The organism is Paenibacillus sp. Y930 (genome assembly GCF_056786375.1).
The window spans coordinates 1142431-1165704 of record NZ_JBXCIX010000001.1 but is presented as its reverse complement, the minus strand read 5'-3'; the positions used below and the strand labels follow the sequence as shown (position 1 = coordinate 1165704).

Below are 23274 nucleotides of genomic sequence, written 5' to 3'. Positions count from 1 at the left end.
GACCGAATATCGGTCTGCTCTTTCTTGCATAATGACGAACTGAGAGCGAGGAGCTTCGTGAAAAATTCGGAAGAGTTACCTAACGAAGAAAAAAAAATCAGGTCTAGAGTCATGCTTGAGACATTTATCTGGTTATTAATCATCGGAAGTTTCTTGCTAATTATACTGCAAGGGGCAGGATTTCTGCACATTATGAGTTTGCAAGGAACATGGGCAATTATAGGATTATGCGCACTTGGAGTAGGGCTCGCTGGATCGGCAATCTATCAATATTTTATTAATTCTCGATTAAAGGCTTCGATGAGAAAATTGCTTGCACAGCGAAAGGCTTATTCGCCGATCACATTGATTGGAAGCGAGGATCCAGTTAAAGACGATGAGCAGACAGAAGAAGATTCACTATGGGAAGAGCAAGTACGTTTCACGGCAGTCATTGAGGAGCGTCAAAGGCTAGCGAGAGAGCTGCATGATGCAGTAAGTCAACAGTTATTTGCGATATCGATGACGGCGACAGCTGTTAGCAGGACGATCGAACGTGATTGGGAGCGTGCGAAGCGGCAGGTTCAGCTTATTGAAGAGATGGCATCTGTTGCACAGTCTGAGATGAGAGCGTTATTGCTTCATTTACGCCCTGTACATTTGAATGGGAAAAGTCTGGGAATGGCCTTGACCGCACTTGTCGATGAGCTACAACAGAAAATCCCGATGCAAATTGAATTAGATGTGGATACATCGATTGTGATGCGTGTCGAGATTGAAGATCATCTATTTCGGATTGCTCAAGAAGCGTTATCTAATGCATTACGACATTCTAAAGCTGAGCATATGCTTGTGAAGCTGTATAAGCTTGATCATGATGTACATATGATGATTCAAGATAAAGGTGTTGGGTTCGAGATGGGCGCTCGCAAACAAGGCTCCTACGGTCTACTAACGATGGAGGAGCGAGTCATTGAACTGGGTGGGCAATTCAGGCTTTCTTCAAACGTTGGTGAAGGTACAACTGTATTTGTATCGATCCCTTATGAGCCTCCAATCGTTACGAATGTAAGCAAAGGTTAGGAAGGGGTTAATACATGGATAGACCGATTTCGGTATTATTAGTAGATGACCATGAGATGGTGAGAATAGGATTAGCAGCAGTGTTGGATACAGAGGATGGAATTGAAGTGGTTGGCGAGGCGAGCAACGGCTACGATGGCATTAGAATGGCAACAAGCTATCGACCTGATATTATATTGATGGATCTTGTTATGGAGCCTATTGACGGCGTTGAGACCACCAGACAAATATTGGAGGTTCATCCTGATTGTAAAGTCATTGTGCTTACTAGTTTTATTGACGATAGTAAGCTATATCCTGTTATTGAAGCGGGAGCATTCAGCTATTTGTTGAAAACTTCGCGAGCAACGGAAATTGCAGATGCCATTCGTGCAGCTGCAAGAGGACAATCGGTCATCGAAGCACAAGTTGCTGCTAAGATGATGAATAGACTGCGTCAGCCGAAGACTGAGCCAAAGCAACAACTACATGATCTATTGACAGATCGTGAGATGGACGTATTAAAAAGTGTAGCAAGAGGGCTGTCGAACCAAGAGATCGCTGACGAATTATTTATAGGTGTTAAGACGGTGAAGTTCCATATTACGAACATATTTAACAAATTAGATGTAGAAGATCGCACGCAAGCAGCAATTTACGCACATAAGCATGGAGTTGCTGAGTAAATAATAGCCCTTATCGTATCACGCAATATCAATGATCATACAACGATCATTGATATTGCGTGATTTTTTATGCTCTTTTTCTGTCGAGGAAAACGAACAATTGTTGCCTAATGGCAGCTGAGCGACAGTGACATCATTGTCGCTGTCGAAAGTCTCTAAAGCCTCGCTACATAGCGGAATTTGCGTCCGTAATGTCGCACGAAAGTTGCCAAAGTAATGCAGGACATCGTTCGTTGAAAGCGTATTACTATACCTTACAAGATTAATGAGGTAGTAAGATAGGCGAGGGGGATTAATGATGGTTTATATGATGACACCTAAGGCCAAACCAAAGAAACAATCTCGATGGAAGCTAGTTGTAACGGTAACGATTATCGCAATATTAATGTTATTTGCTTGGATGCAAGGGGAATCAACGGCGCAGCAAGCTAATCAACAGGCGGAATTATCAGATCTGTCGCTATTATGGAAATGGAGTGACGAGCTGTTACTAGATGGTGCAGCTAAAGGGAAATGGTATTTGCGCTGGGATACAACATTATCATCAGCAAGCTTTCAACAATTAACAGATCAATTTTTCAAAGATGCAAACGGAGCGCCTTTACCGAAAAATATCAGGAAAAATAGCGCAATAATTGATGGAATGGGATCATACAAGGGGAGTCATTTGCAATTAAGCACAATCGAGCAGTTAAATGATAGTAATCCGACAATAATTTTGTTGCAAATTGAGCAAGGTAATATAGATAGATTTGAAAGTATGAAAACTTATGTGAGCCAATTGAATCGTTTAATTATCGGACAAGATCCGCAAGCACAAATGAGTATGAAGGTATTTGGGACAGCTCAAAATGATCAAAGCTTAAAGACATTACAGAAGCTATCCGTTAGTCAAATCGTGGAACAATATGAGGATGTCGGCACGAAAAGTAGTACATTATTTACAAATAGCGTTCAAACATCTCGGTGGGTCAAAGATGGAAAAATGGCTAATTTACAATTATCAGAACATCGTAGTAGTATAGACGCTAACGTAACCATAACATTAGCAATTCCGCTGATTAGTGGGGAATTTGGTGAGGTTATCGTCGAAAATACAACTAATTAGAAGAGCTTACGTTGTCTATTAGTAATTTTTATGCAAACTTCATGGCGAATTGAGGATGAATATGCTAAACTACATTACATGTAAATGCGTATAAAATTTATAAAGAAAGAATGAGACATATGACCTACAATACTTCAATTGAACCTGTTTCACCAAAAGGTGCTATTTATTATTTGTTTGGTGCAACTGGAGATTTGGCGCGACGTAAGCTATTCCCGGCATTGTTCAGTTTATATAAAGAAGGAAAATTGTCGGAAAACTTTGCGGTAGTTGGATTAGCTCGTCGTCCCCGTACCAATGAGCAGTTTCGCTCAGATTTATATGATTCCATTAATGAATTCTGTCGATATAAAGCTGACGATCTAACTATGTGGAATCGTTTTGCTGAACATTTCGTATATATGTCTCTTGATATTAACGATGTGGAAGGCTTTAAAGCATTAGATGTACTATCTGCTGAGCTTGATGAACAATTCAATATTCCTGGTAATCGTTTGTTCTATCTAGCGCTAGCACCGTCGTTATTCGGTCCGGTTTCATTCAATATGCGTGACGGCGGCATGCTGCAATCTAAAGGCTGGCATCGTCTAGTTATCGAAAAACCTTTCGGTTATGATCTACCATCTGCACAAGAGTTGAACAAACAGCTTAACCAAGTGTTTAAGGAAGAAGAAATTTTCCGAATTGACCACTATCTTGGTAAAGAAATGGTGCAAAATATTCAAGTGCTTCGTTTCTCGAACTCATTCTTTGAGCCACTGTGGAATAACAAGCATATTGCGAATGTACAAATTACACTTTCTGAGACGGTTGGCGTAGAAGATCGTGGTGGATACTATGACAAATCAGGAGCATTGCGTGATATGGGGCAAAACCATATGATTCAAATGCTGTCGATGATCGCTATGGAACCACCTAGTAGACTAATTGGTGAAGATATTCGCGATGAGAAAGTAAAAGTTCTTCGTTCATTGCGTAACTATACTTCAAGCGATGATGTTCGTAATAATGTTATTCATGGTCAATATTCTGCTGGTAAATTTGGTGACAAAGCGTTACCTGGTTACCGTGAAGAGGATTCAGTAGATGACAGTTCTACAACTGAAACTTATTTTTCTGCAAAAGTAATGATTGATAATTTCCGTTGGGCAGGCGTACCTTTCTACATTCGTACAGGTAAACGTCTACCAGTCAAAACGACAGAGGTTGTTATCGAATTTAAGCCGGTTGCGAACAATATTTTATTTGGCACAAAGCATGATCTTGCACCGAATTTATTAGTGATCCGAGTTAATCCTATGGAAGGTATTTATATTAAATTAAATGCTAAGAAACCGGGATCTGACAATGAAGTTCAACCAGTAAATATGGAGTTCTGTCAAAGTTGCTTAGTAGGTATTAATACACCAGAAGCATATGAGCGTCTAATTAATGATGCTGCACATGGTGATTCTACTTACTTTACACGTTGGGATGAAGTATCGCATGCATGGTCATTTGTTGATACAATCGCTCAAGCTTGGCGTGAACAATCCGATGATCTACAATTTTATCCTGCAGGCTCTTGGGGTCCGACATCTGCAGATGATTTGTTAGCTAAGGATGGTTTCCACTGGTGGCCAGTCAATGGTCAGGATGAAGACAATGTGCTATGGATTACAAATAGCCGCTAAATTAGGGGAAGTTCAAAAAGTGGACTTTGATAACGATGCGTATGCTAACGTAGCGTATTCGACGTCGAATATGAAGTGAACTTGGAAAGTGCGGTTCGCGTGTACCAACCACGTACACTTGCGCTTCCGCCTTTCTCAAGTAGCACTCCATCTTCTCGGCTTTCGAAAGCCCACTTTTTGAACCTTTATTGGAAGCTTCGAGCGAGAGATTGGCCGCTGGTGTACTCATGCCGTACACGTTGCTGGGTTTTGTTATATCGCTTTTGATAACATTATAGGTTCGGCTGTATTTTGAGTAATGAAGGGAAGGCAAGTATGAGTCTAAGCAAAGAAATTATACAAGAAGTTGAAAAGCGACGTACATTTGCTATTATCGCTCATCCCGATGCGGGTAAGACGACATTAACAGAGAAGCTCCTCCTATTTGGGGGAGCCATTCGTCTTGCGGGGTCTGTAAAGGCTCGTAAGGCTAGCCGTCATGCTACATCTGACTGGATGGAAATTGAGAAGCAACGTGGTATCTCGGTTACATCTTCTGTGATGCAGTTTGATTATTTGGGACATCGCATAAATATTTTGGATACACCAGGTCACCAAGATTTCTCTGAGGATACATATCGTACATTAACTGCTGCGGATAGTGCAGTAATGTTGATTGACGTAGCTAAAGGTGTCGAGGCGCAGACGATTAAGCTATTCCAAGTATGTCGTCAACGTGGTATTCCGATTTTTACATTTATTAATAAATTAGACCGTGAAGGTAAATCGCCGTTCGATCTAATGGAAGAGCTGGAGCAAGTACTTGGTATTCGCTCTGTACCGATGAACTGGCCAATCGGTTCTGGTCGTGAGCTCTGCGGCGTATATGACCGTATGAAAAACCGAGTCGAATTGTTCCAAGGGAAAGACCATACTACGATTGAAGTGAAAAAGGTTGATGATTATAACGATCCAATCATTCGTGAGATGGCCGGTGATTTTCTAACTGATCAATTGATCTCTGATCTTGAACTATTGGATGTTGCTGGAGATGCTTTCGATTATGATAAGGTTCGTTCAGGTGAATTGACGCCAATCTTCTTCGGTAGTGCGGTTAATAATTTTGGAGTGCAGACATTCCTTGATAACTTCTTGGATCTTGCTCCAAAACCAGGTCCGAAACTAAGTGCCAATGGTCTCGTTGAACCATCGGATGAGAAGTTCAGCGGCTATGTGTTCAAAATCCAAGCGAATATGAATCCGGCTCACCGAGATCGTATTGCTTTCTTACGTATTTGTTCTGGTCGTTTCGATCGCGGCATGTCCGTTAAGCATGTGCGTAATGGGAAGACGATTAAGCTTTCTCAGCCACAGCAGTTTCTTGCTCAGGATCGCGATGTTGTCGATGTTGCTTATCCAGGTGACATTATCGGTTTGTTCGATCCAGGTATATTCCGAATTGGGGATTCTTTATCGCAAGGTAGCGATATTGTTTTCAATGAACTACCTACGTTCTCTCCAGAAATATTTGCTAAAGTTACTGTGAAAAATGCGTTGAAACAAAAGCAGTATCAAAAAGGAATCGATCAGTTAACAGAAGAGGGTACGATTCAAGTATTCTATTCCGTTGGTAATTTCAGCGAAATTATTCTTGGAGTAGTTGGTCAATTGCAATTTGAAGTATTCCAGCATCGAATGTTAGCCGAGTATGGTGTTGAACTCCAACTTCATCGTTTGACGTTCCAATTTGCTCGATGGATTGTTGATGAGAAGATTGATCCAAGCAAATTCCGTATCAATTCTACGCTCGTTCGAGATAAGAAAGACAATTATGTTGCTCTATTCGAAAATGAGTATGCGATGCGTACAGCCGTAGATAAAAACCCGAATACTAAATTTTTAGAGGTCGCTCCTTAAGGGGCGATCTTTTTTGGTGAACAGCGATCTGTGGGACGAATTAGCCTTGTACAGATGGAAATTTATCGGGACAATATTTGTGAATAGCTAGTCCTTAAATTTATTTTTAGAGCATTTGAGGGATTGACAGGAAAACGATTACATGAAATAATGAACGCGTGTACACTTTGGACTTAAAACGTTTATATGAACAGAAAAAGACATGCTTTCGCAGCATATTTCATTTCAATGTAGCAGTAACTATAAGTAATGAAAAGTTGAAGCATATGCTTTCGAAGTACTTTTCATTATCAAGGAGTATATCAGGTAGTCAATAAAAAGTTTTGGGAGGTTAATGAATGAGCAGGAAGGATGTTGCTAAGCTCGCGGGAGTATCTGAAGCGACGGTTTCACGCGTCATGAATAATGTAGGACCAATCAAGAAGGAAACGCGTGAAAAGGTCATGAATGCAGCAGCACAACTCGGCTATGAGCTTAATGCGCTTGCTCAGCAACTTGCCCGTCAAAAAAGTGGAAATATCGGTGTCGTATTACCTTATGTTCCCAAAGTTCATTTGTTTTCCACTTACTACTTTTCTGAAATATTAAGTGGAATAGCAGAAGTGGCTAAACAAGCAAATGTTGATCTTCTTATGCTCTTTCAAGATACCTCGAGACAAAAAGATTATAGTAGGTTATTTCGTTCTAAAAAGATCGACAGTTGTATCATTCTCGGCGCAACAGATACTGTAAATGAGCGAGAGGCATTACAGGAACTAGAAGATAATGAGTATCCATTTGTAATTATTAATCAAAAATTCCATGGGAAACAGTATGCATTCGTGGACGGGGATCATGAACGAGGTAGCTATGAAGCAGTTAATCATCTTCTTGAGCGCGGTAGCAAACAAATTGCATTTTTGAATGGGCCTGTTCAATATTCTAATAGTATTGATAGATACAATGGCTATGTCCACGCATTAGCCGACCATGGTATCGCTATAAATAGAGAATGGCTTTTCGAAGGGAATTATAGCCGGAAAAGTGGTGTTCTTGCTTCCGAAGCGTTAGTTGTTCTGATTAAAGAAGGTCATATCGATGGGATATTTGCTGCTAATGATCGAATGGCGATAGGTGTCATGGAGGGATTAGCTAACCATGGTCTTGAAGCGGGGAAGGATTACCGCATTATTGGTTATGATGATTCGGATGGGGCACGCATTGTTTCACCAAAATTATCATCCGTAGCAGTTCCTTTTTATGATATGGGCGTACAAGCGGCAAGTATGCTACTAGAACGAACCAATGATCGAGAATTAACCATTGATCAAGAGCAATTAAAAAGTCGCATATTACCTGTAAAACTAGTCGTTAGAAAAAGCTCATAATTACATCTTCTCTATTTTCGAAAGCCTACTTTTTGAACACGTACAATAACTTAATATGAAGGGTGGAAATTATAATGAAAAAAGTTCGCGTTGGTATGGTTGGATATAAATTTATGGGGAAAGCACATAGTAATGCATACCGTGTGTTGCCAATGTTCTTCCCACATTCGGTTGCACCTGAGATGAAGGTAATATGTGGTCGTAATCCAGAGGCACTCGAGCAAGCTAGAGTGCAATTCGGATGGGAAGAGGCTGTTACAGATTGGAAAGAGCTATTAAAGCGAGATGATATTGATCTTATTGATATCAATGCACCAAGTGATGCGCATAAGGAAATTGCCGTAGCTGCTGCTAAAGCTGGTAAGCATCTATTTTGTGAAAAGCCATTAGCACTTACATTGGCTGATTCAAGAGAAATGCTAGCGGAGGCTGAAGCCGCTGGTGTGAAGCATATGGTAGGCTTCAACTATCGTTTTGCACCTGCTGTTCAACTAGCTAAAAAACTAATTGAAGAAGGGCGAATCGGTCAAATTTATCATTTCCGTGGACAGTTTTTACAAGATTGGATTATGGATCCACAATTCCCGCTTGTATGGCGACTACAAAAAGAAATTGCTGGTTCAGGATCGCTTGGTGACTTAGGAGCACATGTTATCGATATGGCTCGCTTCTTAGTCGGCGAATTCCAGGAAGTTATCGGTATGAGTGATACATTTATTAAAGAGCGTCCAATTGCTACAGCTATGACAGGTCTTAGTGCAACTGGCGGCACGAATTCTACTGAAATGGGTCCAGTAACTGTTGATGATGCAACACTTATGATGGCACGTTTCGAGAACGGAGCACTAGGTAGCATTGAAGCTACTAGATTTGCAGGTGGACATCGCTGTACGAACGGATTTGAGATTAATGGTAGCAAAGGTAGTATACGTTTTGACTTTGAACGTATGAATGAACTAGAAGTATACTTCACTGACGATGCTCCTGATGTGCAAGGCTTCCGTCGCGTACTTGCAACTGATGCCCCGCATGCTTATATGGATGCTTGGTGGCCAGCAGGGCATACAATCGGTTATGAGCACACATTCACACATGAGATGGTAGAACTTATGAAAGCATTTGAAGAAGACAGACAACCAAGTCCTAACTTTGTAGATGGTGTGAAATGTCAAGAAGTGCTGGAAGCTGTTGAACGTTCGATTGATGAACGCAGATGGGTAGCCATTAGTGAAGTTTAGTAGGCATATGCTTCCGAAGTAACTTTTCGTTACAAGGAAGCTATCAATTATACGATACGAAAAATTTTTAGGGGGAATAGATATGCGTAAGGCATTGATCGTATGGGGTGGATGGGATGGCCATCAACCGGAGCAAGTGGCGGCAATATTCAAACAACAGCTAGAAGCAGAAGGATTTCAGGTTGATGTTCAATCATCATTGGAGGCATTTGCTGATGTTGAATATTTGAAAAGTCTAGATCTGATTATTCCAGCATGGACGATGGGAGAAATCGATCAGAAGCTAGTTGATAATGTTTCCATAGCTGTACAAAGTGGAGTAGGTCTTGCGGGCTGTCATGGTGGAATGTGTGATTCGTTCCGTAAAAATGTAGATTGGCAGTTCATGACAGGTGGTCAGTGGGTTGCTCACCCTGGTAATGATGGCGTTCAATATACAGTGGAAATTAACAATAGCACCAGCCCTTTAGTTGAAGGAATAAATAATTTTGGAGTATCAACTGAGCAATATTATATGCATGTTGATCCAGCGGTAGAGGTACTAGCGACAACTCGCTTCCCGATTGTAGATGGTCCGCATGCTTTGAATAAGGCAGTAGATATGCCGGTCGTTTGGACGAAACGTTGGGGCGTTGGACGTGTATACTATAATTCACTTGGTCATCAAGCGAATATTATGGAAATTGATGAAGTGAAAGAAATGATGCGTCGCGGCTTCTTATGGAGTGCAGAAGGAAAAACGTTAGCGCAAGCGGGGGAAGCAACCAAAGCTGCCTACACAGGTATGCAAGACAATCAACTTTAAGAGGTAGTTCAAAACATCCACTTGTGATCACGATGATTAGGCTGACGTAGCATATTCGGCATCGAATATGCCCCCCATCGAAAGCCTGCGTGTGCTCACGTACACAAAACGTACGCTGTGCTACTCGTTTCCGCTGTGGGGCATCTTCTTGGTGCTGACAAGCAAATGTTTTGAACCTTCATTTTAAGAGGTAGTTCAAAAAGCGGGCTTTGATAACGAAGTAAGTGCAGGATGAATTTATAAATACTCAATACTAAAACTGATATGTGAGGATAAGGGTGACTGCAGGAATGGATAAAATTAAGGTTGGTATTATCGGAGCAGGAAATATTAGTGGCATTTATTTGGAAAATGGTAGTAAATTCGATTCTATGGAAGTTATCGCTATTGCAGATTTGGATGTACAACGTGCGGTTGAAAAAGCAGAGCAGCATGGGATTAAAGGTTACTCTGTCGATGAGTTAATGGCTGATCCAGATGTTCAGATGGTCATTAATTTAACTATTCCGCAAGCGCATGCAAGTGTAAGCATTCGAGCTCTTGAAGCTGGTAAGCATGTGTACGTCGAAAAACCATTTACAGTAACCCGTGAAGAAGCGGAGCAAGTTAATGCGATAGCAGAGCAAAAGGGACTATATGTAGGTAGTGCACCGGATACGTTTCTAGGAGGCGGAATTCAAACTGCGATTAAAGTAATCGAAGACGGTTGGATTGGAACACCAATTGGTGCAACTGCATTTATGTTAACGGGCGGTCATGAACGTTGGCATCCAAATCCTGAATTTTACTATCAAGTTGGTGGAGGACCGATGTTTGATATGGGTCCATACTACTTGACGGCTTTAGTTGCGATGCTAGGGCCACTTACGCGAGTGACAGGCTCTGCTAATATCTCTTATCCTGAGCGTACAATTACAAGTCAGCCAAAGCACGGCACGAAGATTAAAGTAGAAGTTCCAACTCATATTGCTGGAGTATTGGATTTTGCTTGTGGAGCAATGGGAACGATACTTACAACATTTGATACACCAGGACAATCGACATTGCCAAGAATTGAAGTTTACGGTAGCCAAGGAACATTATTGGTTCCAGACCCTAACAATTTCGGTGGGGAAATTAAAATTAACCGAGCTGGAGCTTCAGAATGGACGAACATTCCGTATTTATTCAGTAATACAGATAATAGTCGAGGCTTGGGTGCCGCAGACATGGCAGCAGCAATTATTGAAGGACGCAGTCATCGAGCGAGTGGTCAATTAGGCTATCACGTACTTGAGGCTATGCATGGTATTCATGATGCAGCAGCAGAGGGGAAACATTATATGATGAAGAGCAGCTGCGAAAAGCCAGCGCTTCGCCCTCTAGGTAAACGTGACTTTGAAATTATGTAAAGATAACATTTTTTATATATGATGCTATTATGAAAAGCCTACTTCAATGCAACAATTGAAGTAGGCTTTTTACTATGTTCAACGCAGTAATTAGTGCTCGACGAGATAAAAATGATCGATATTAGAGGCATAAACAACAAATAAGGTATCTGGTGTCCGTTATCCATCGACTGAAGAAAAAAAACAATCTAGATTGATACTCAAGCGCTGATTTTGGTTCTGAGCCTCTAATATGCTGGGGTAGTTCAAAACATCCATTGTTTTTCTTTGTGCACTAGATAAATATGTAAAATAACCATATAATAGAAATATAATGTAATTGTAAATGAAGTAGGAAGTCGAGGGTCCTTTATGACAATGCAATCTAGTGAGAAATTAACGATAGCTCAGGATGCTAAATATATACTTATTCATAATGGTAATATAGTAACTGAGGTTGAGACTATTCAAGCTTCGATCGTCATACATCACGGGTTAATTGAGCAGATTATAACAGTGGAAGCTCAAGTAGCAGATTGGTTATTAGAGTATCCTCAGGCAAGAATTATTGAAGCTACGGGTCACTATGTATTACCCGGATTAATAGATATTCATTGTGACGCGATCGAAAAGGAAGTGCAGCCTAGACCTAACACCATATTTCCGCTTGAGCTGTCTTTGCTAGAATTTGAACGAAAGCTACCACTTCATGGTATTACAACGATGTATCATTCATTATCTCTAGGTGTGGGGCTAAGTCTACGAGGCGTTAACCTTATGACTGAGTTAGTTCAGCTTATTCATCGCTATAATACGGAGCGGGGAATGGTAAGGAATCGTATTCATTTACGGTTTGAGGTGACCTATCATGCAGGGCTACCTATTGTCGAGCAATATATTAATGAAAACTACATTCATTATTTATCTTATATGGATCATTCACCTGGACAAGGACAATACCGGGCGCCAGGTTCATTTGAAAAGTATGTTATGAAAAATCAAGGCATAACCTCTGATGAAGTAAAAGTTATCGTTGATGAACTGCTAGAGCGACAAAGCGAAGTAGATTGGAGTCATTTGAAACAGTTAGCAATATTAGCCAATGAGCGCAACATTGCCGTTGCTTCACATGATGATGATACGATTGCGAAAATTGATCAAGCAGTGCAAAGTGGGGTAAGCGTAAGTGAGTTTCCGATCACATTAGAAGTAGCGCAATATGCAACAAGTAGTGGGATGAAAGTGTGCGTAGGTGCTCCGAATGTCGTTCGTGGGGGATCGCATGATAATAATTTGAAAGCAGTCGAGGCATTGCAGCATGGAGCGGCGCATATTATATGTTCTGATTATCATCCTTCGTCTATACTACAAGCGATTTTCAAGCTTGCTAACGATGAGGTGCTACCACTTCATGAAGCAACGAAGCTAGCAACATTGTATCCTGCAGAGGCAATGAGAATAGCGGATCAGCTTGGATCTATTGCAGTTGGCAAAGCGGCCGACATTATTATTGTCGACCACTTCCACCAGATTCCCTGCGTCCATACGACAATTGTGAATGGCGTCGTTGTATACGAAACTAGACCATATATGGAACGTTAATACGATGGTGATGCTGTTGTAGAATTATGATCCGATTGCAAATGTTCGAAAAGCGTATTGACCATAGAAGTTTGTAATGTTTCATTCGCATCTTTCCAGATAATCTCGAATAGAACGCCTAGTCCTGGCAACGCTCGTTCATCAGCATCTACGGAATCTGTAATCGTCTCATTTAATTCAGTTATGCTGCTCTCTTGAACGCGTTGAATAATAGCTTGTCTTAGATCAAAATTTTGCATGCAAATAGTGCCCCCTAATCGTATTCATTAATCTTGAGGAGATGACCCCAGAAAGCATATTGTTAAATTTGACGGTTATAGCTTTACTGTTCCCAGTTAAATGGGGTATCATTCAACTTATTGAACAAATTTGAGGAAGGTCTGTGAATTAAAATGACGAGAGAACATCTACTTCTTTCCTCCGTTGCAAATGAACGTGTCAAGCTATGGTCATCATTACTGGAGAAGAAAAATCGTGATCGCCAAAATATGTTTATTATAGAGGGAATTCATCTTGTGAAAGAGGCAGTATCATCTGGAGCTGAAATCGAAGCGATTGTCTATGATACTGAACGCGGTTTGCCTGAAGAAATTGCGGCAATAAGTGATCAAGTACCACATTATACGCAGTGGTATAAAGCATCGAAGCAAGTAATGGCCAAATGTACTGGAACGGAATCTGCTCCGCCAATTTTTGCTGTACTAGGGAAATTCAAAGTTTCCGAGGAAGCGTTATTCGATAAAAAAGGTCTAGTCGTTGTCTTAGACGGTGTACGTGATCCTGGAAATGTAGGCACGATTATTCGCAGTAGCGACGCTGTTGGAGCCAATGCAGTAATTCTCGGTAAAGGCTGCGTTGATCTATACAATCCGAAGACGGTCCGTTCAACGATGGGCTCGCTATTTCATTTGCCGATTATCGAAGGTGATCTAATATCTTATATTCAGCAGGCTAAGGAGCAAGGTATTCACATTGTAGGGACAAGCCTGCAGGCAACGGATAATTGCTATAGCTACAATTGGCAGGCTGGATCTTGGCTTGTTATGGGTAGTGAGGGAGATGGTCTGTCTAGTGAAGTAGAAGCGCTAGTGAATAAAACGGTTATTATCCCGATGGAGGGTAATAGTGAATCGTTGAATGTAGCGATGGCGACGACGGTATTGTTGTATGAAGCGTTAAGACAACGGAAGTTTAACTAACTAATAATTCCTATCCACCAACCTAAATAACTGTCTTCACCCGAAATTACTGTCCTCAAACTCACCAAAGACTGGAAACTGGTCGGCGATCTGCCCAAACCAACCTCCAGTCTTTTTTCTGTTTCTGTAGTGATGGAATCCATCCAACACTAAGAAGTTATATTTATTGAAAATAGCTTGCGCCTCTACTTTAAGGAATTCGTAAATTTTTTATACCTCCTCGGCATGCTTTGTGTCCTCAATAATCCCTGCATAATTACCCATTATAAGCTACAACATTTAAAACCAATATAAAATTGTATGAATAGGGCATTTCTTCTCATGTACAGGGAATTCCCTTATTTGAAGTCGTTCCAAAGCATTCCATACTTAGATTATAAGAATGAAAATAGTTGGATTCCCCTTCAAGTAATTCATTCTAAAATGAAGGAGTGCTTGCATCAGATGAAAAGAAAATTTGGTCTCTCATTTTTTAAGCCGTTAGAAAGCTATTCAAACAACTGGTCTATTCTGGAGGAAAAAAGTAGAGATTGGGAAAATATGTACCGCGGCAGATGGTCGCATGACAAAGTTGTGCGTACAACGCATGGTGTCAATTGCACAGGATCCTGCAGTTGGAAGGTTTTTGTGAAAAATGGAATTATTACATGGGAGAATCAACAAATTGATTATCCCTCTTGTGGGCCAGATATGCCGGAGTTTGAACCGCGAGGCTGTCCTAGAGGTGCTTCATTTTCATGGTATGAATATAGTCCGTTGCGTGTGAAGTATCCGTATATGCACGGTCGATTGTGGCGGCTATGGAAAGCAGCATTGGAGGAACATGGAGATCCGATCGAAGCTTGGGCAAGCATTGTAGAAAATCCTGAAAAATCGCAATCCTATAAACAAGCTCGCGGTAAAGGTGGGCATGTTCGTGTATTGTGGCAAGATGCAGTTCAATTAATTTCAGCTCAATTAATATATACAATTAAGAAATATGGTCCAGACCGTATTGCTGGGTTTACACCGATTCCAGCGATGTCTATGGTCAGTTATGCCTCCGGTGCTAGATTCATCTCTTTATTAGGCGGTCAAATGCTCAGTTTTTATGATTGGTATGCTGATTTACCGCCAGCATCTCCGCAAATTTGGGGAGAACAGACGGATGTACCAGAATCATCAGATTGGTATAACTCTGGTTATTTAATTATGTGGGGCTCGAATGTTCCTTTGACGCGGACACCAGATGCTCACTTTATGACAGAGGTACGTTATAAAGGGACAAAGGTCGTGTCGGTAGCTCCTGACCACGCGGAAAATGTGAAATTCGCAGATAATTGGTTAGCGCCTCATCCTGGAACTGATGCTGCACTTGCTCAAGCAATGACACATGTTATTTTGGAAGAGTTTTATATGCAACGACAAGAAGAAATGTTTCTTAACTATGCCAAACAATATACAGACATGCCGTTTCTAATCCTGCTAGAACCGTACGAGAATAAGTATAAGGCGGGACGGTTTTTGCGTGCAAGCGATATGGGACATACATCGGAGCATGCTGAATGGAAGTCAGTAATTATTGATCAGAACACAGATGAAATCATCGTACCTAATGGAACGATGGGCCAGCGCTGGGAAAAGGATAAGAAATGGAATCTGATCCTTGAGCGAGAGGATGGAACTCGAATCGAGCCTGCTCTATCTGTTGAAGGTCAAGAAGCCGAATGGCAAGAGATCGTGTTTCCCTTTTTTGATAATAAGGAAAATGGCACTTTCGTTCGCTCCATTCCGGCGAAGCAGCTAACGCTGCAGGATGGAACGACTCATCTTGTCACGACTGTATACGACTTAATGTTAAGTCAATATGGCATTAAGCGAGCAGGTGGTAAGCATGAAGCTTCGGGCTATGATGATGCAGGTTCACATTATACACCTGCTTGGCAGGAAAATATTACAGGTGTGAAAGCTTCGTTAGTCGTACAAATAGCTAGGGAATTTGCACAAAATGCATTGGATACTGGCGGGCGATCAATGATTATTATGGGGGCGGGTATCAACCATTGGTTTAATAGTGATACGATTTATCGCTCTATTCTCAACTTGGTCATATTAACAGCTTCACAGGGTGTGAATGGCGGAGGATGGGCTCATTATGTCGGTCAAGAAAAATGTCGTCCGATTGAAGGCTGGTCTACAATAGCTTTTGCTCGAGATTGGCAAGCACCGCCGCGATTACAAAATGCAACTTCTTTCTTTTACTTTGCCACAGATCAATGGAAGTATGAGGAGATGAACAACGACTCATTGAAATCACCTACAGGCGGTGACATTCAATATCAACATCCTGCTGATTACAATGTACTGGCAGCGAGACTAGGATGGCTGCCTTCGTATCCACAATTTGATAAAAGTAGCCTTTCGTTTGCTGACGAAGCAGCAGCCAATGGAAAGACGACAAATGCCGAAATTATTGAGCATGCCTATGAACAAGTTGTTTCTGGAGAAACAAAGTTTGCTGTGGAAGACCCGGATGCACCTGAAAACTTCCCGCGTACGTTGTTTGTTTGGCGTTCTAACTTGCTTTCCAGCTCTGCCAAAGGCCAGGAATATTTCATGAAGCATTTGCTAGGCACAAGCAATGGTTTACTGTCAACAGCGAATGAAGATGAGAAGCCAACGGAAATCGTTTGGCGAGATGAAGTTGAAGGAAAACTTGACTTGCTTGTTGCGTTAGATTTTCGGATGACATCAACGCCAATCTATGCGGATATTGTGTTGCCTGCGGCGACTTGGTACGAGAAGGTGGACTTATCATCAACAGATATGCATCCATTTGTACATCCATTCAATCCAGCCATTGATCCGTTATGGGAATCGAAATCAGATTGGGATATTTATCGGACGTTAGCGGCGTCATTGTCTGAAATGGCCAAAGATCATCTACCGGGCGTGTATAAGGATGTGGTGACAACACCGCTTGCTCATGATACCCCAAGTGAAATTGCTCAACCATTTGGTGAAGTCAAGGATTGGAAAAAGGGACAGATCAAGCCGGAAATCGGTAAAACGATGCCGAACTTTACTGTTGTAGAGCGGGATTATACGCAAATCTATGATAAGTATGTTACTTTGGGGCCATCATTGGCGTCAGGGAAAGTTGGAGCACATGGTGTCTCTTTCTCTGTAAAAGAAGAATATGAAGACTTGAAAAAAATTAATGGAACATACTTCGATGAGTCCATCAAAAACGATTTGCCGAAGCTGTATACAGCTAGACAGGCAGCCAATGCAATGCTGCATCTTTCATCAGCAACGAATGGAAAAGTATCGCAGCGTGCTTGGGAATCAGCTGAACAGGACACTGGTGTCACACTGAAGGATATATCTGCCGATCGAGCTGCTGAGCGAATCACATTCGAAAGTATAACAGCGCAGCCGCGTGAGGTCATACCGACGCCTGTATTCAGCGGCTCGAACAAATTAGGACGCAGATATTCGCCTTTTACGACCAATATAGAGCGACTTGTACCATTTAGAACATTAACTGGACGCCAGCAATTTTATATCGATCATGAGATTTTTTTGCAGTATGGTGAGGCATTGCCTGTCTATAAGCCAACATTGCCCCCAATGGTATTTGGTCCTCGGGACAAACAAATTACCGGAGGTAAGGACACTCTAGTACTTCGGTATTTGACCCCGCATGGGAAGTGGAACATTCATAGTACATATCAGGATAATCTGCATATGCTGACATTGTTTCGCGGTGGTCCAACGGTATGGATGAGTAATGAAGATGCGGAACCATACGGAATTGAAGATAATGCGTGGGTTGAAGTCTATAACCGAAATGGTGTTGTGACAGCAAGAGCAGTTGTTAGCCACAGAATGCCTAAGGGAACGCTGTTCATGTATCATGCACAAGACAAGCATATTCAGGTTCCTGGTTCAGAAATTACGAATGAACGCGGTGGTAGCCATAATGCGCCTACAAGAATTCATATGAAACCGACCCAAATGGTGGGTGGATATGCACAGTTAAGCTATGGATTTAATTACTACGGTCCGATCGGTAATCAACGCGATGTGTACGTTGCCGTTCGTAAAATGAAGGAGGTAAACTGGCTTGAGAATTAAAGCGCAAATCGCAATGGTGATGAATCTGGATAAATGTATCGGCTGTCATACGTGCAGCGTCACATGCAAGACGACTTGGACAAATCGTGAAGGCGCAGAATATATGTGGTTTAATAATGTGGAAACAAAGCCAGGTATTGGCTATCCGAAGCGCTGGGAAGATCAAGAGCACTACAAGGGTGGTTGGTCGCTGCGGAAAGGTAAGTTAGAGCTAAAGTCTGGAAGCAAGTTATCCAAAATTGCGCTAGGGAAAATTTTTTACAACCCAGACATGCCTGAAATGAAAGATTATTATGAGCCTTGGACTTATGATTATGAAAAGCTTACTAACTCGGGGGAGAAGAAGCATCAACCAGTTGCGCGAGCTAAGTCGGTTATCTCAGGTGAATATATGGACTTGAATTGGGGGCCAAACTGGGAAGACGATCTAGCGGGAGCACATATTACAGGCCCAAAAGACCCGAATATTGAAAAAATTGAAGAGGAAATTAAATTTAATTTTGAGCAATCGTTCATGATGTACTTGCCACGGTTATGTGAGCATTGTTTGAATCCCAGTTGTGTTGCTTCTTGTCCATCCGGTGCGATCTACAAACGAGATGAGGATGGGATCGTACTTGTAGATCAAGAGTCCTGCAGAGGGTGGCGCTATTGTATGACGGGTTGCCCATATAAAAAGGTTTACTTTAACTGGAAAACAAACAAAGCAGAAAAATGTACGTTTTGTTTTCCACGAATTGAGGCAGGTTTGCCAACGGTTTGCTCGGAAACTTGTACAGGGCGGATTCGCTATCTTGGTGTATTGTTATACGATGCTGATCGCGTATCAGAGGTTGCTTCAACACCGAATGAACAGGATCTGTATCAGGCGCAATGTGATCTATTTCTTGACCCGAACGATCCGGCAGTCATTGAACAAGCCCGCAAGGATGGGATCTCAGAAGATTGGATTGAATCTGCCCAAAATTCTCCTGTCTACAAATTAGCCATTGAGTACAAGTTGGCTTTTCCGTTACATCCGGAATATCGTACATTGCCGATGGTATGGTATGTGCCGCCACTTAGTCCAATTATGAATCATTTTGAAGGTAAAGATTCGATTAAAAACCCAGATATGATCTTTCCAGCGATTGAAGAAATGCGAACACCGATTCAATATTTAGCTAATTTGTTAACCGCTGGTGATACGAAAACAGTCAAAGAGGCATTACAGCGTATGGCGATGATGCGTTCCTATATGCGCGCGAAGTTTTCAAAGCATGATTTTGAACTTAACCGATTAGAGCGTATAGGTTTATCTGCTCATCAGGTGGAGGAGATGTACCGTTTGTTAGCGATCGCTAAGTATGAGGACCGTTTCGTCATCCCGACCTCCCGTAAGGAAGGGTATATGGATCCATATCGCGCGCAAGGGTCAGAAGGATTTGGCTTAGATTGTGATGGCTGCGGTCCATCGTCCCCCTCAGAAACGACCAAAAGTGGTAAGAAACTATACGAAGAAAACTTTTACGGGGGGATTTGGCGTGATTGATCTCATCAAGCTTGCTAATCATAAACAAATATTTGGATTTTTTGCGCAACAATTGTCTTATCCCGATAAACATACGTTTGGGCATCTGGAGATGGAGATGGGAATGCCTCCTTCCATTATGGAGCAAGTAGAAGTCTATTGGAGTAAGATACGACAGCTCAGTATGGATGAGATAGAAGAACTATACGTGCAGACCTTTGATTTCCAAAAACAATCAACCTTATATATGACCTATGCCAAATTGGAAGATGCCAAAGAGCGCGGACAAATGCTTGCAAAGTTAAAAATAACGTATGAGATGTATGGTCTTGAAATTACTGAAGGCGAGTTGCCTGATTATTTGCCGCTGATGTGTGAATTTTTGTATGCTGCCGATTGGATCCGTCATAAACATTCCGAGGACAGCCTGAAGACATTAGTAGCTGTATTGGAGGACGGTACATACGGGCTTCTACAAGCTTTGGAAAAACAGGGAAATCCGTATTTTTATGTAGTTAAAGCATTAAGGGAGACATTCAAGTTGTGCCTTGAAGAGGAGGTAGGCACTCTATGAATATGATTGATCAATTCGTTTGGGTAATTTTTCCTTATTTGTGTATCGTCATATTTATTGTTGGACATATTTTCAGATTTCGTTATGATCAATTCAATTGGACAGCTAAGTCCAGTGAATTTATCGAAAAAAAACAATTAGTTATTGGTAGTATATTGTTTCATATAGGCATTATTCCAGTCATAATGGGTCATATTGCAGGTCTTGGTATCCCGAAGTCGTGGATGAACGCTTTGGGAGTGAATGATCATTTATATCATTTGGGTGCAATGTATGGCGGAGGGGCATTCGGATTTGTTACTTTGGCAGGCATGGTCATATTAACTTCACGTCGTTTAACGACTAGATCAATTCGCAGACTAAGCTCAGCTTCGGATATAATTGTAAATTTATTGCTATTATTCATTGTTTTTATGGGGATGTATGCGACCCTCGTTACGAACGTTGTGCAGCCAGATTTCGATTATCGTGAAACAATTTCTGTGTGGTTCCGTGGTTTACTCGTATTTAGCCCGGATCCGTCATTCATGTCCTATGTGCCTATATCCTTTAAAATTCATATCCTGTTTGGCTTTTTGATTTTGGCTTTTTGGCCGTTTACTCGCTTAGTTCATGTATGGAGTGTTCCCTTGAATTATACACGGAGAAGCTATATTCTTTATAGAAGGCATCGACCACGTATATCTAAGAAATAAGAAAAAATCGCCCCCAAATCGCTAACGTGGGTTCAAATATGAATATTTATGGACATCGCGTTAGCTAGGGGTTACATACACTCGTATGTGTTTACGGTTAGGATAGGAGATGTAGATATGAAGCAAGCAGATCGTTATTTTCAAACAAAAATAGATCAAATACGAGAACAGTTCGGCTATCATTATGTTTCCCTTGCTTTCGCACAATCCGCAGCGGATAGCTTTGGAATTACGTGGCAGTATGCATCGGGCAATTTGAATGACCGATATAAACGGATTATATTACAGTCTGGGAAGGGAGTTGCTGGAGTTGTGTTCAAAACGGGTAAACCGATGTTGGTTTCTCGTGTGAAAGATGAGTTACAAAAAGAAGATCTTTTTAATTATCCGATTATTGTCGCGGAACGCTTAGATAGTTTAGTCGCCATTCCGCTATTTCACATGGAACGCGTCACTGGTGTACTGCTTGTAGGTTATCGTGGGAAAGAGACCATGACCAAACAAACGATTAAAGATTTATGTGGATTTTTGGACGGCCAATTTGGTGACTTCGGGATTAAGGAGCTGACATTCAATTGACCTTGTTGCCTATTAAAAATATAACAAAGCTAATGGAGAGCTTATTTCACAACAGTTCGGAAGCAATGTTTTTTTTCGATGCACAAGGAATAATGATTGGTATGAACCCTGCCGCTGAGTATATATTGGATCCCAATGTGCTTGAAAAAATACAAACGAGAGAAGACAATACATTTTGTATTGCATGTAGGGGCTACACGAGTGAAGAGGAACTTATGACTTGTATGAAATGCTACTTATCTGATCCGATGGCAGATCGTACTTCATTCCAAATATATCTCGAGACAAAAAGTAAAGAGAACGTTCCATTTTCAGCAAGTTTTCAAATCATTGATCCCGATTCAGGTACCCACGTTTTGATGCTTCGTGACTTGACCAATCAACTAGTAACGCAAGAGTCGCTTTATCGAAATAAGATGATGAAAAGTATTATTAAAGCGCAAGAGGATGAACGGAAACGTATCTCTCGTGAATTACATGATAGTGTAGCACAAGAACTATTAAGCTCGCTTGTCGATTTGCGGCTTTTAAAATATTTAGAGATTCAAGATAATGTTTTGCAAAAGATTTGTCAAACTGAAGCCTCCCTTGCTCGACTACTGGAGCAAATTCGTAATCTTTCCGTTGAGCTTCGACCAGCATCATTAGATGATTTAGGATTAGAAGCCGCATTTCGCTCACATTTTAAGTGGATTACAAAAAATTATGGTGTGCTCGTTCAATTTGTTGCAGAATTACATGGTTCACGCTACAACAATGAAATTGAAACTGTCGTGTACCGGATTTGTCAGGAAACGATTTTGAATGCATTAAAATATGCAAATGTTGATGAAATCAGTGTTCGTCTTTTTGAATCTAAGCAAAATTTAGAATTAATTGTTGCCGATCAAGGAATTGGCTTTAATATTAATATGAGAGATTCACGAGGAACGGGACTTGGCTTTTATGGTATGAGAGAACGTGCTGAACTTGTAAACGGACAGCTTACGATTGCTTCGGAGTTAGGAAAGGGGACAACGGTACATTTACATATCCCAATCCTTCAGCCTCATTCGGATCGTGAATGTTGACCTTCTGGACCGACATTGAAATGGAGGGAATACGAAGTGAAAATTGTAATCGCAGATGACCACGCTGTCGTGAGAAGCGGTTTTGCCATGATTCTTAACTATCAAAATGATATGGAGGTTGTAGCCACTGCAGCAGATGGAATTGAGGCCTATAAAATGGTAGCAAGGCATCAACCAGATATTTTGCTGATGGATTTGAGTATGCCGCCTGGAGAAAGTGGATTGATTGCTACTGCAAAAATCAACGAAGATTTCCCTAATACGAAAATAGTGATCTTAACGATGTTTGATGACGAGGAGTATTTGTTTCATGTGCTTAAAAAGGGTGCAAGAGGCTATGTATTAAAAAATTCGCCGGATGAAGAATTGGTAACAGCGATGCGGATGGTTTATCAAGGCGGTATCTATATTCATCCGAAGATGGCAAATTCGCTCGTCCGTGAATTTGTAAACAAATATCAAACAACGGATGAAAGTGATCCATTTCAAATACTGACAACGCGTGAAATTGAAATTTTGCCACTTGTTGCTAAAGGATATGGAAATAAAGAAATTGCAGAGATGCTCTTTATATCCGTAAAAACTGTGGAATCTTACAAAGCGAAATTGATGGAAAAGTTGAATTTAAAAACGCGACCTGAGCTAGTAGAATATGCATTAAAAAAGAAACTACTAGATTTTTGAACGAACTAAAAGATCGCGTAGCATTGAAAGTGAAATCATTTCAAGGAAGGGTTGGAGT

At 41.2% G+C, this 23274-nt stretch carries 19 protein-coding genes; 18 read left to right on the top strand and 1 reads right to left on the bottom strand.

All coding sequences use genetic code 11. From position 1 onward, the window contains the following. Positions 1-57: 57 nt before the first annotated feature. From AC1TO5_RS05520 to AC1TO5_RS05475, 10 genes are all read left to right on the top strand, one after another. On the top strand, positions 58-1062 hold the full coding sequence (locus AC1TO5_RS05520; protein WP_482061759.1) for a sensor histidine kinase: 1005 nt from the start codon (positions 58-60) through the stop codon (positions 1060-1062). Positions 1063-1076: 14 nt separating this feature from the next. Further along, positions 1077-1727 (top strand): response regulator, encoded by a 651-nt coding sequence (locus tag AC1TO5_RS05515; protein ID WP_482061758.1) that lies wholly within the window; start codon positions 1077-1079, stop codon positions 1725-1727. 295 nt (positions 1728-2022) lie between these two features. Beyond that, entirely contained in the window at positions 2023-2835 is an 813-nt protein-coding gene (locus AC1TO5_RS05510; protein ID WP_482061757.1) for a YwmB family TATA-box binding protein, read from the top strand. Positions 2836-2954: 119 nt separating this feature from the next. Beyond that, a complete protein-coding gene (gene zwf / locus AC1TO5_RS05505) occupies positions 2955-4508 on the top strand; it encodes a glucose-6-phosphate dehydrogenase (protein ID WP_482061756.1) in 1554 nt (517 codons plus the stop codon). Positions 4509-4823: 315 nt separating this feature from the next. Next, positions 4824-6404, top strand: a complete 1581-nt coding sequence (locus AC1TO5_RS05500) for a peptide chain release factor 3 (protein WP_482061755.1) — start codon at positions 4824-4826, stop codon at positions 6402-6404. A gap of 338 nt (positions 6405-6742) precedes the next feature. Further along, entirely contained in the window at positions 6743-7771 is a 1029-nt protein-coding gene (locus tag AC1TO5_RS05495; protein WP_482061754.1) for a LacI family DNA-binding transcriptional regulator, read from the top strand. A gap of 74 nt (positions 7772-7845) precedes the next feature. Then, on the top strand, positions 7846-9009 hold the full coding sequence (locus AC1TO5_RS05490) for a Gfo/Idh/MocA family protein (RefSeq protein WP_482061753.1): 1164 nt from the start codon (positions 7846-7848) through the stop codon (positions 9007-9009). Between the two features lie 82 nt (positions 9010-9091). Beyond that, positions 9092-9814, top strand: a complete 723-nt coding sequence (locus AC1TO5_RS05485) for a ThuA domain-containing protein (RefSeq protein WP_482061752.1) — start codon at positions 9092-9094, stop codon at positions 9812-9814. A gap of 290 nt (positions 9815-10104) precedes the next feature. Then, a complete protein-coding gene (locus AC1TO5_RS05480; protein ID WP_482061751.1) occupies positions 10105-11205 on the top strand; it encodes a Gfo/Idh/MocA family protein in 1101 nt (366 codons plus the stop codon). Between the two features lie 351 nt (positions 11206-11556). Beyond that, positions 11557-12786, top strand: a complete 1230-nt coding sequence (locus AC1TO5_RS05475) for an alpha-D-ribose 1-methylphosphonate 5-triphosphate diphosphatase (protein WP_482061750.1) — start codon at positions 11557-11559, stop codon at positions 12784-12786. Here the strand turns inward: AC1TO5_RS05475 and sspI are convergent. Then, complete coding sequence (gene sspI / locus AC1TO5_RS05470) at positions 12783-13025, bottom strand: small acid-soluble spore protein SspI (RefSeq protein ID WP_482061749.1); 243 nt, start codon at positions 13023-13025, stop codon at positions 12783-12785. The two genes, AC1TO5_RS05475 and sspI, sit on opposite strands and share 4 nt — an antisense overlap. A 153-nt stretch (positions 13026-13178) precedes the next feature. Between sspI and AC1TO5_RS05465 the strand changes: the two genes are divergently transcribed. The 8 genes from AC1TO5_RS05465 (at position 13179) to AC1TO5_RS05430 (ending at position 23216) form a co-directional block, all read left to right on the top strand. Continuing rightward, a complete protein-coding gene (locus AC1TO5_RS05465) occupies positions 13179-13985 on the top strand; it encodes a TrmH family RNA methyltransferase (protein ID WP_482061748.1) in 807 nt (268 codons plus the stop codon). Positions 13986-14429: 444 nt separating this feature from the next. Continuing rightward, a complete protein-coding gene (locus tag AC1TO5_RS05460; RefSeq protein WP_482061747.1) occupies positions 14430-18104 on the top strand; it encodes a nitrate reductase subunit alpha in 3675 nt (1224 codons plus the stop codon). Beyond that, the gene (gene narH, locus AC1TO5_RS05455; protein ID WP_482061746.1) at positions 18094-19635 is read left to right on the top strand and encodes a nitrate reductase subunit beta; all 1542 of its coding nucleotides are present in this window, start codon (positions 18094-18096) and stop codon (positions 19633-19635) included. The genes AC1TO5_RS05460 and narH overlap by 11 nt, the downstream gene beginning before the upstream one ends. Then, a complete protein-coding gene (narJ, locus tag AC1TO5_RS05450) occupies positions 19628-20188 on the top strand; it encodes a nitrate reductase molybdenum cofactor assembly chaperone (RefSeq protein WP_482061745.1) in 561 nt (186 codons plus the stop codon). The genes narH and narJ overlap by 8 nt, the downstream gene beginning before the upstream one ends. Then, positions 20185-20883: a respiratory nitrate reductase subunit gamma gene (gene narI / locus AC1TO5_RS05445; RefSeq protein ID WP_482061744.1), complete on the top strand. Its 699-nt coding sequence runs from the start codon at positions 20185-20187 to the stop codon at positions 20881-20883. Before narJ ends, narI begins: the two co-directional genes overlap by 4 nt. Positions 20884-21000: 117 nt before the next feature. Next, complete coding sequence (locus tag AC1TO5_RS05440) at positions 21001-21462, top strand: GAF domain-containing protein (protein ID WP_482061743.1); 462 nt, start codon at positions 21001-21003, stop codon at positions 21460-21462. Positions 21463-21494: 32 nt separating this feature from the next. Next, positions 21495-22532: a sensor histidine kinase gene (locus AC1TO5_RS05435; RefSeq protein WP_482061834.1), complete on the top strand. Its 1038-nt coding sequence runs from the start codon at positions 21495-21497 to the stop codon at positions 22530-22532. Positions 22533-22568: 36 nt separating this feature from the next. After that, entirely contained in the window at positions 22569-23216 is a 648-nt protein-coding gene (locus tag AC1TO5_RS05430; RefSeq protein ID WP_482061742.1) for a response regulator transcription factor, read from the top strand. Positions 23217-23274 lie beyond the last annotated feature (58 nt).

What these genes read in the sequence shown, in the direction of transcription:
- AC1TO5_RS05515 (WP_482061758.1), top strand. Translation starts at nt 1,077, where the DNA reads ATGGATAGACCGATTTCGGTATTATTAGTAGATGACCATGAGATGGTG.
- AC1TO5_RS05510 (WP_482061757.1), top strand. Translation starts at nt 2,023, where the DNA reads ATGATGGTTTATATGATGACACCTAAGGCCAAACCAAAGAAACAATCT.
- zwf (WP_482061756.1), top strand. Translation starts at nt 2,955, where the DNA reads ATGACCTACAATACTTCAATTGAACCTGTTTCACCAAAAGGTGCTATT.
- AC1TO5_RS05500 (WP_482061755.1), top strand. Translation starts at nt 4,824, where the DNA reads ATGAGTCTAAGCAAAGAAATTATACAAGAAGTTGAAAAGCGACGTACA.
- AC1TO5_RS05495 (WP_482061754.1), top strand. Translation starts at nt 6,743, where the DNA reads ATGAGCAGGAAGGATGTTGCTAAGCTCGCGGGAGTATCTGAAGCGACG.
- AC1TO5_RS05490 (WP_482061753.1), top strand. Translation starts at nt 7,846, where the DNA reads ATGAAAAAAGTTCGCGTTGGTATGGTTGGATATAAATTTATGGGGAAA.
- AC1TO5_RS05485 (WP_482061752.1), top strand. Translation starts at nt 9,092, where the DNA reads ATGCGTAAGGCATTGATCGTATGGGGTGGATGGGATGGCCATCAACCG.
- AC1TO5_RS05480 (WP_482061751.1), top strand. Translation starts at nt 10,105, where the DNA reads ATGGATAAAATTAAGGTTGGTATTATCGGAGCAGGAAATATTAGTGGC.
- AC1TO5_RS05475 (WP_482061750.1), top strand. Translation starts at nt 11,557, where the DNA reads ATGACAATGCAATCTAGTGAGAAATTAACGATAGCTCAGGATGCTAAA.
- sspI (WP_482061749.1), bottom strand. Translation starts at nt 13,025, where the DNA reads ATGCAAAATTTTGATCTAAGACAAGCTATTATTCAACGCGTTCAAGAG.
- AC1TO5_RS05465 (WP_482061748.1), top strand. Translation starts at nt 13,179, where the DNA reads ATGACGAGAGAACATCTACTTCTTTCCTCCGTTGCAAATGAACGTGTC.
- AC1TO5_RS05460 (WP_482061747.1), top strand. Translation starts at nt 14,430, where the DNA reads ATGAAAAGAAAATTTGGTCTCTCATTTTTTAAGCCGTTAGAAAGCTAT.
- narI (WP_482061744.1), top strand. Translation starts at nt 20,185, where the DNA reads ATGAATATGATTGATCAATTCGTTTGGGTAATTTTTCCTTATTTGTGT.
- AC1TO5_RS05440 (WP_482061743.1), top strand. Translation starts at nt 21,001, where the DNA reads ATGAAGCAAGCAGATCGTTATTTTCAAACAAAAATAGATCAAATACGA.
- AC1TO5_RS05435 (WP_482061834.1), top strand. Translation starts at nt 21,495, where the DNA reads ATGGAGAGCTTATTTCACAACAGTTCGGAAGCAATGTTTTTTTTCGAT.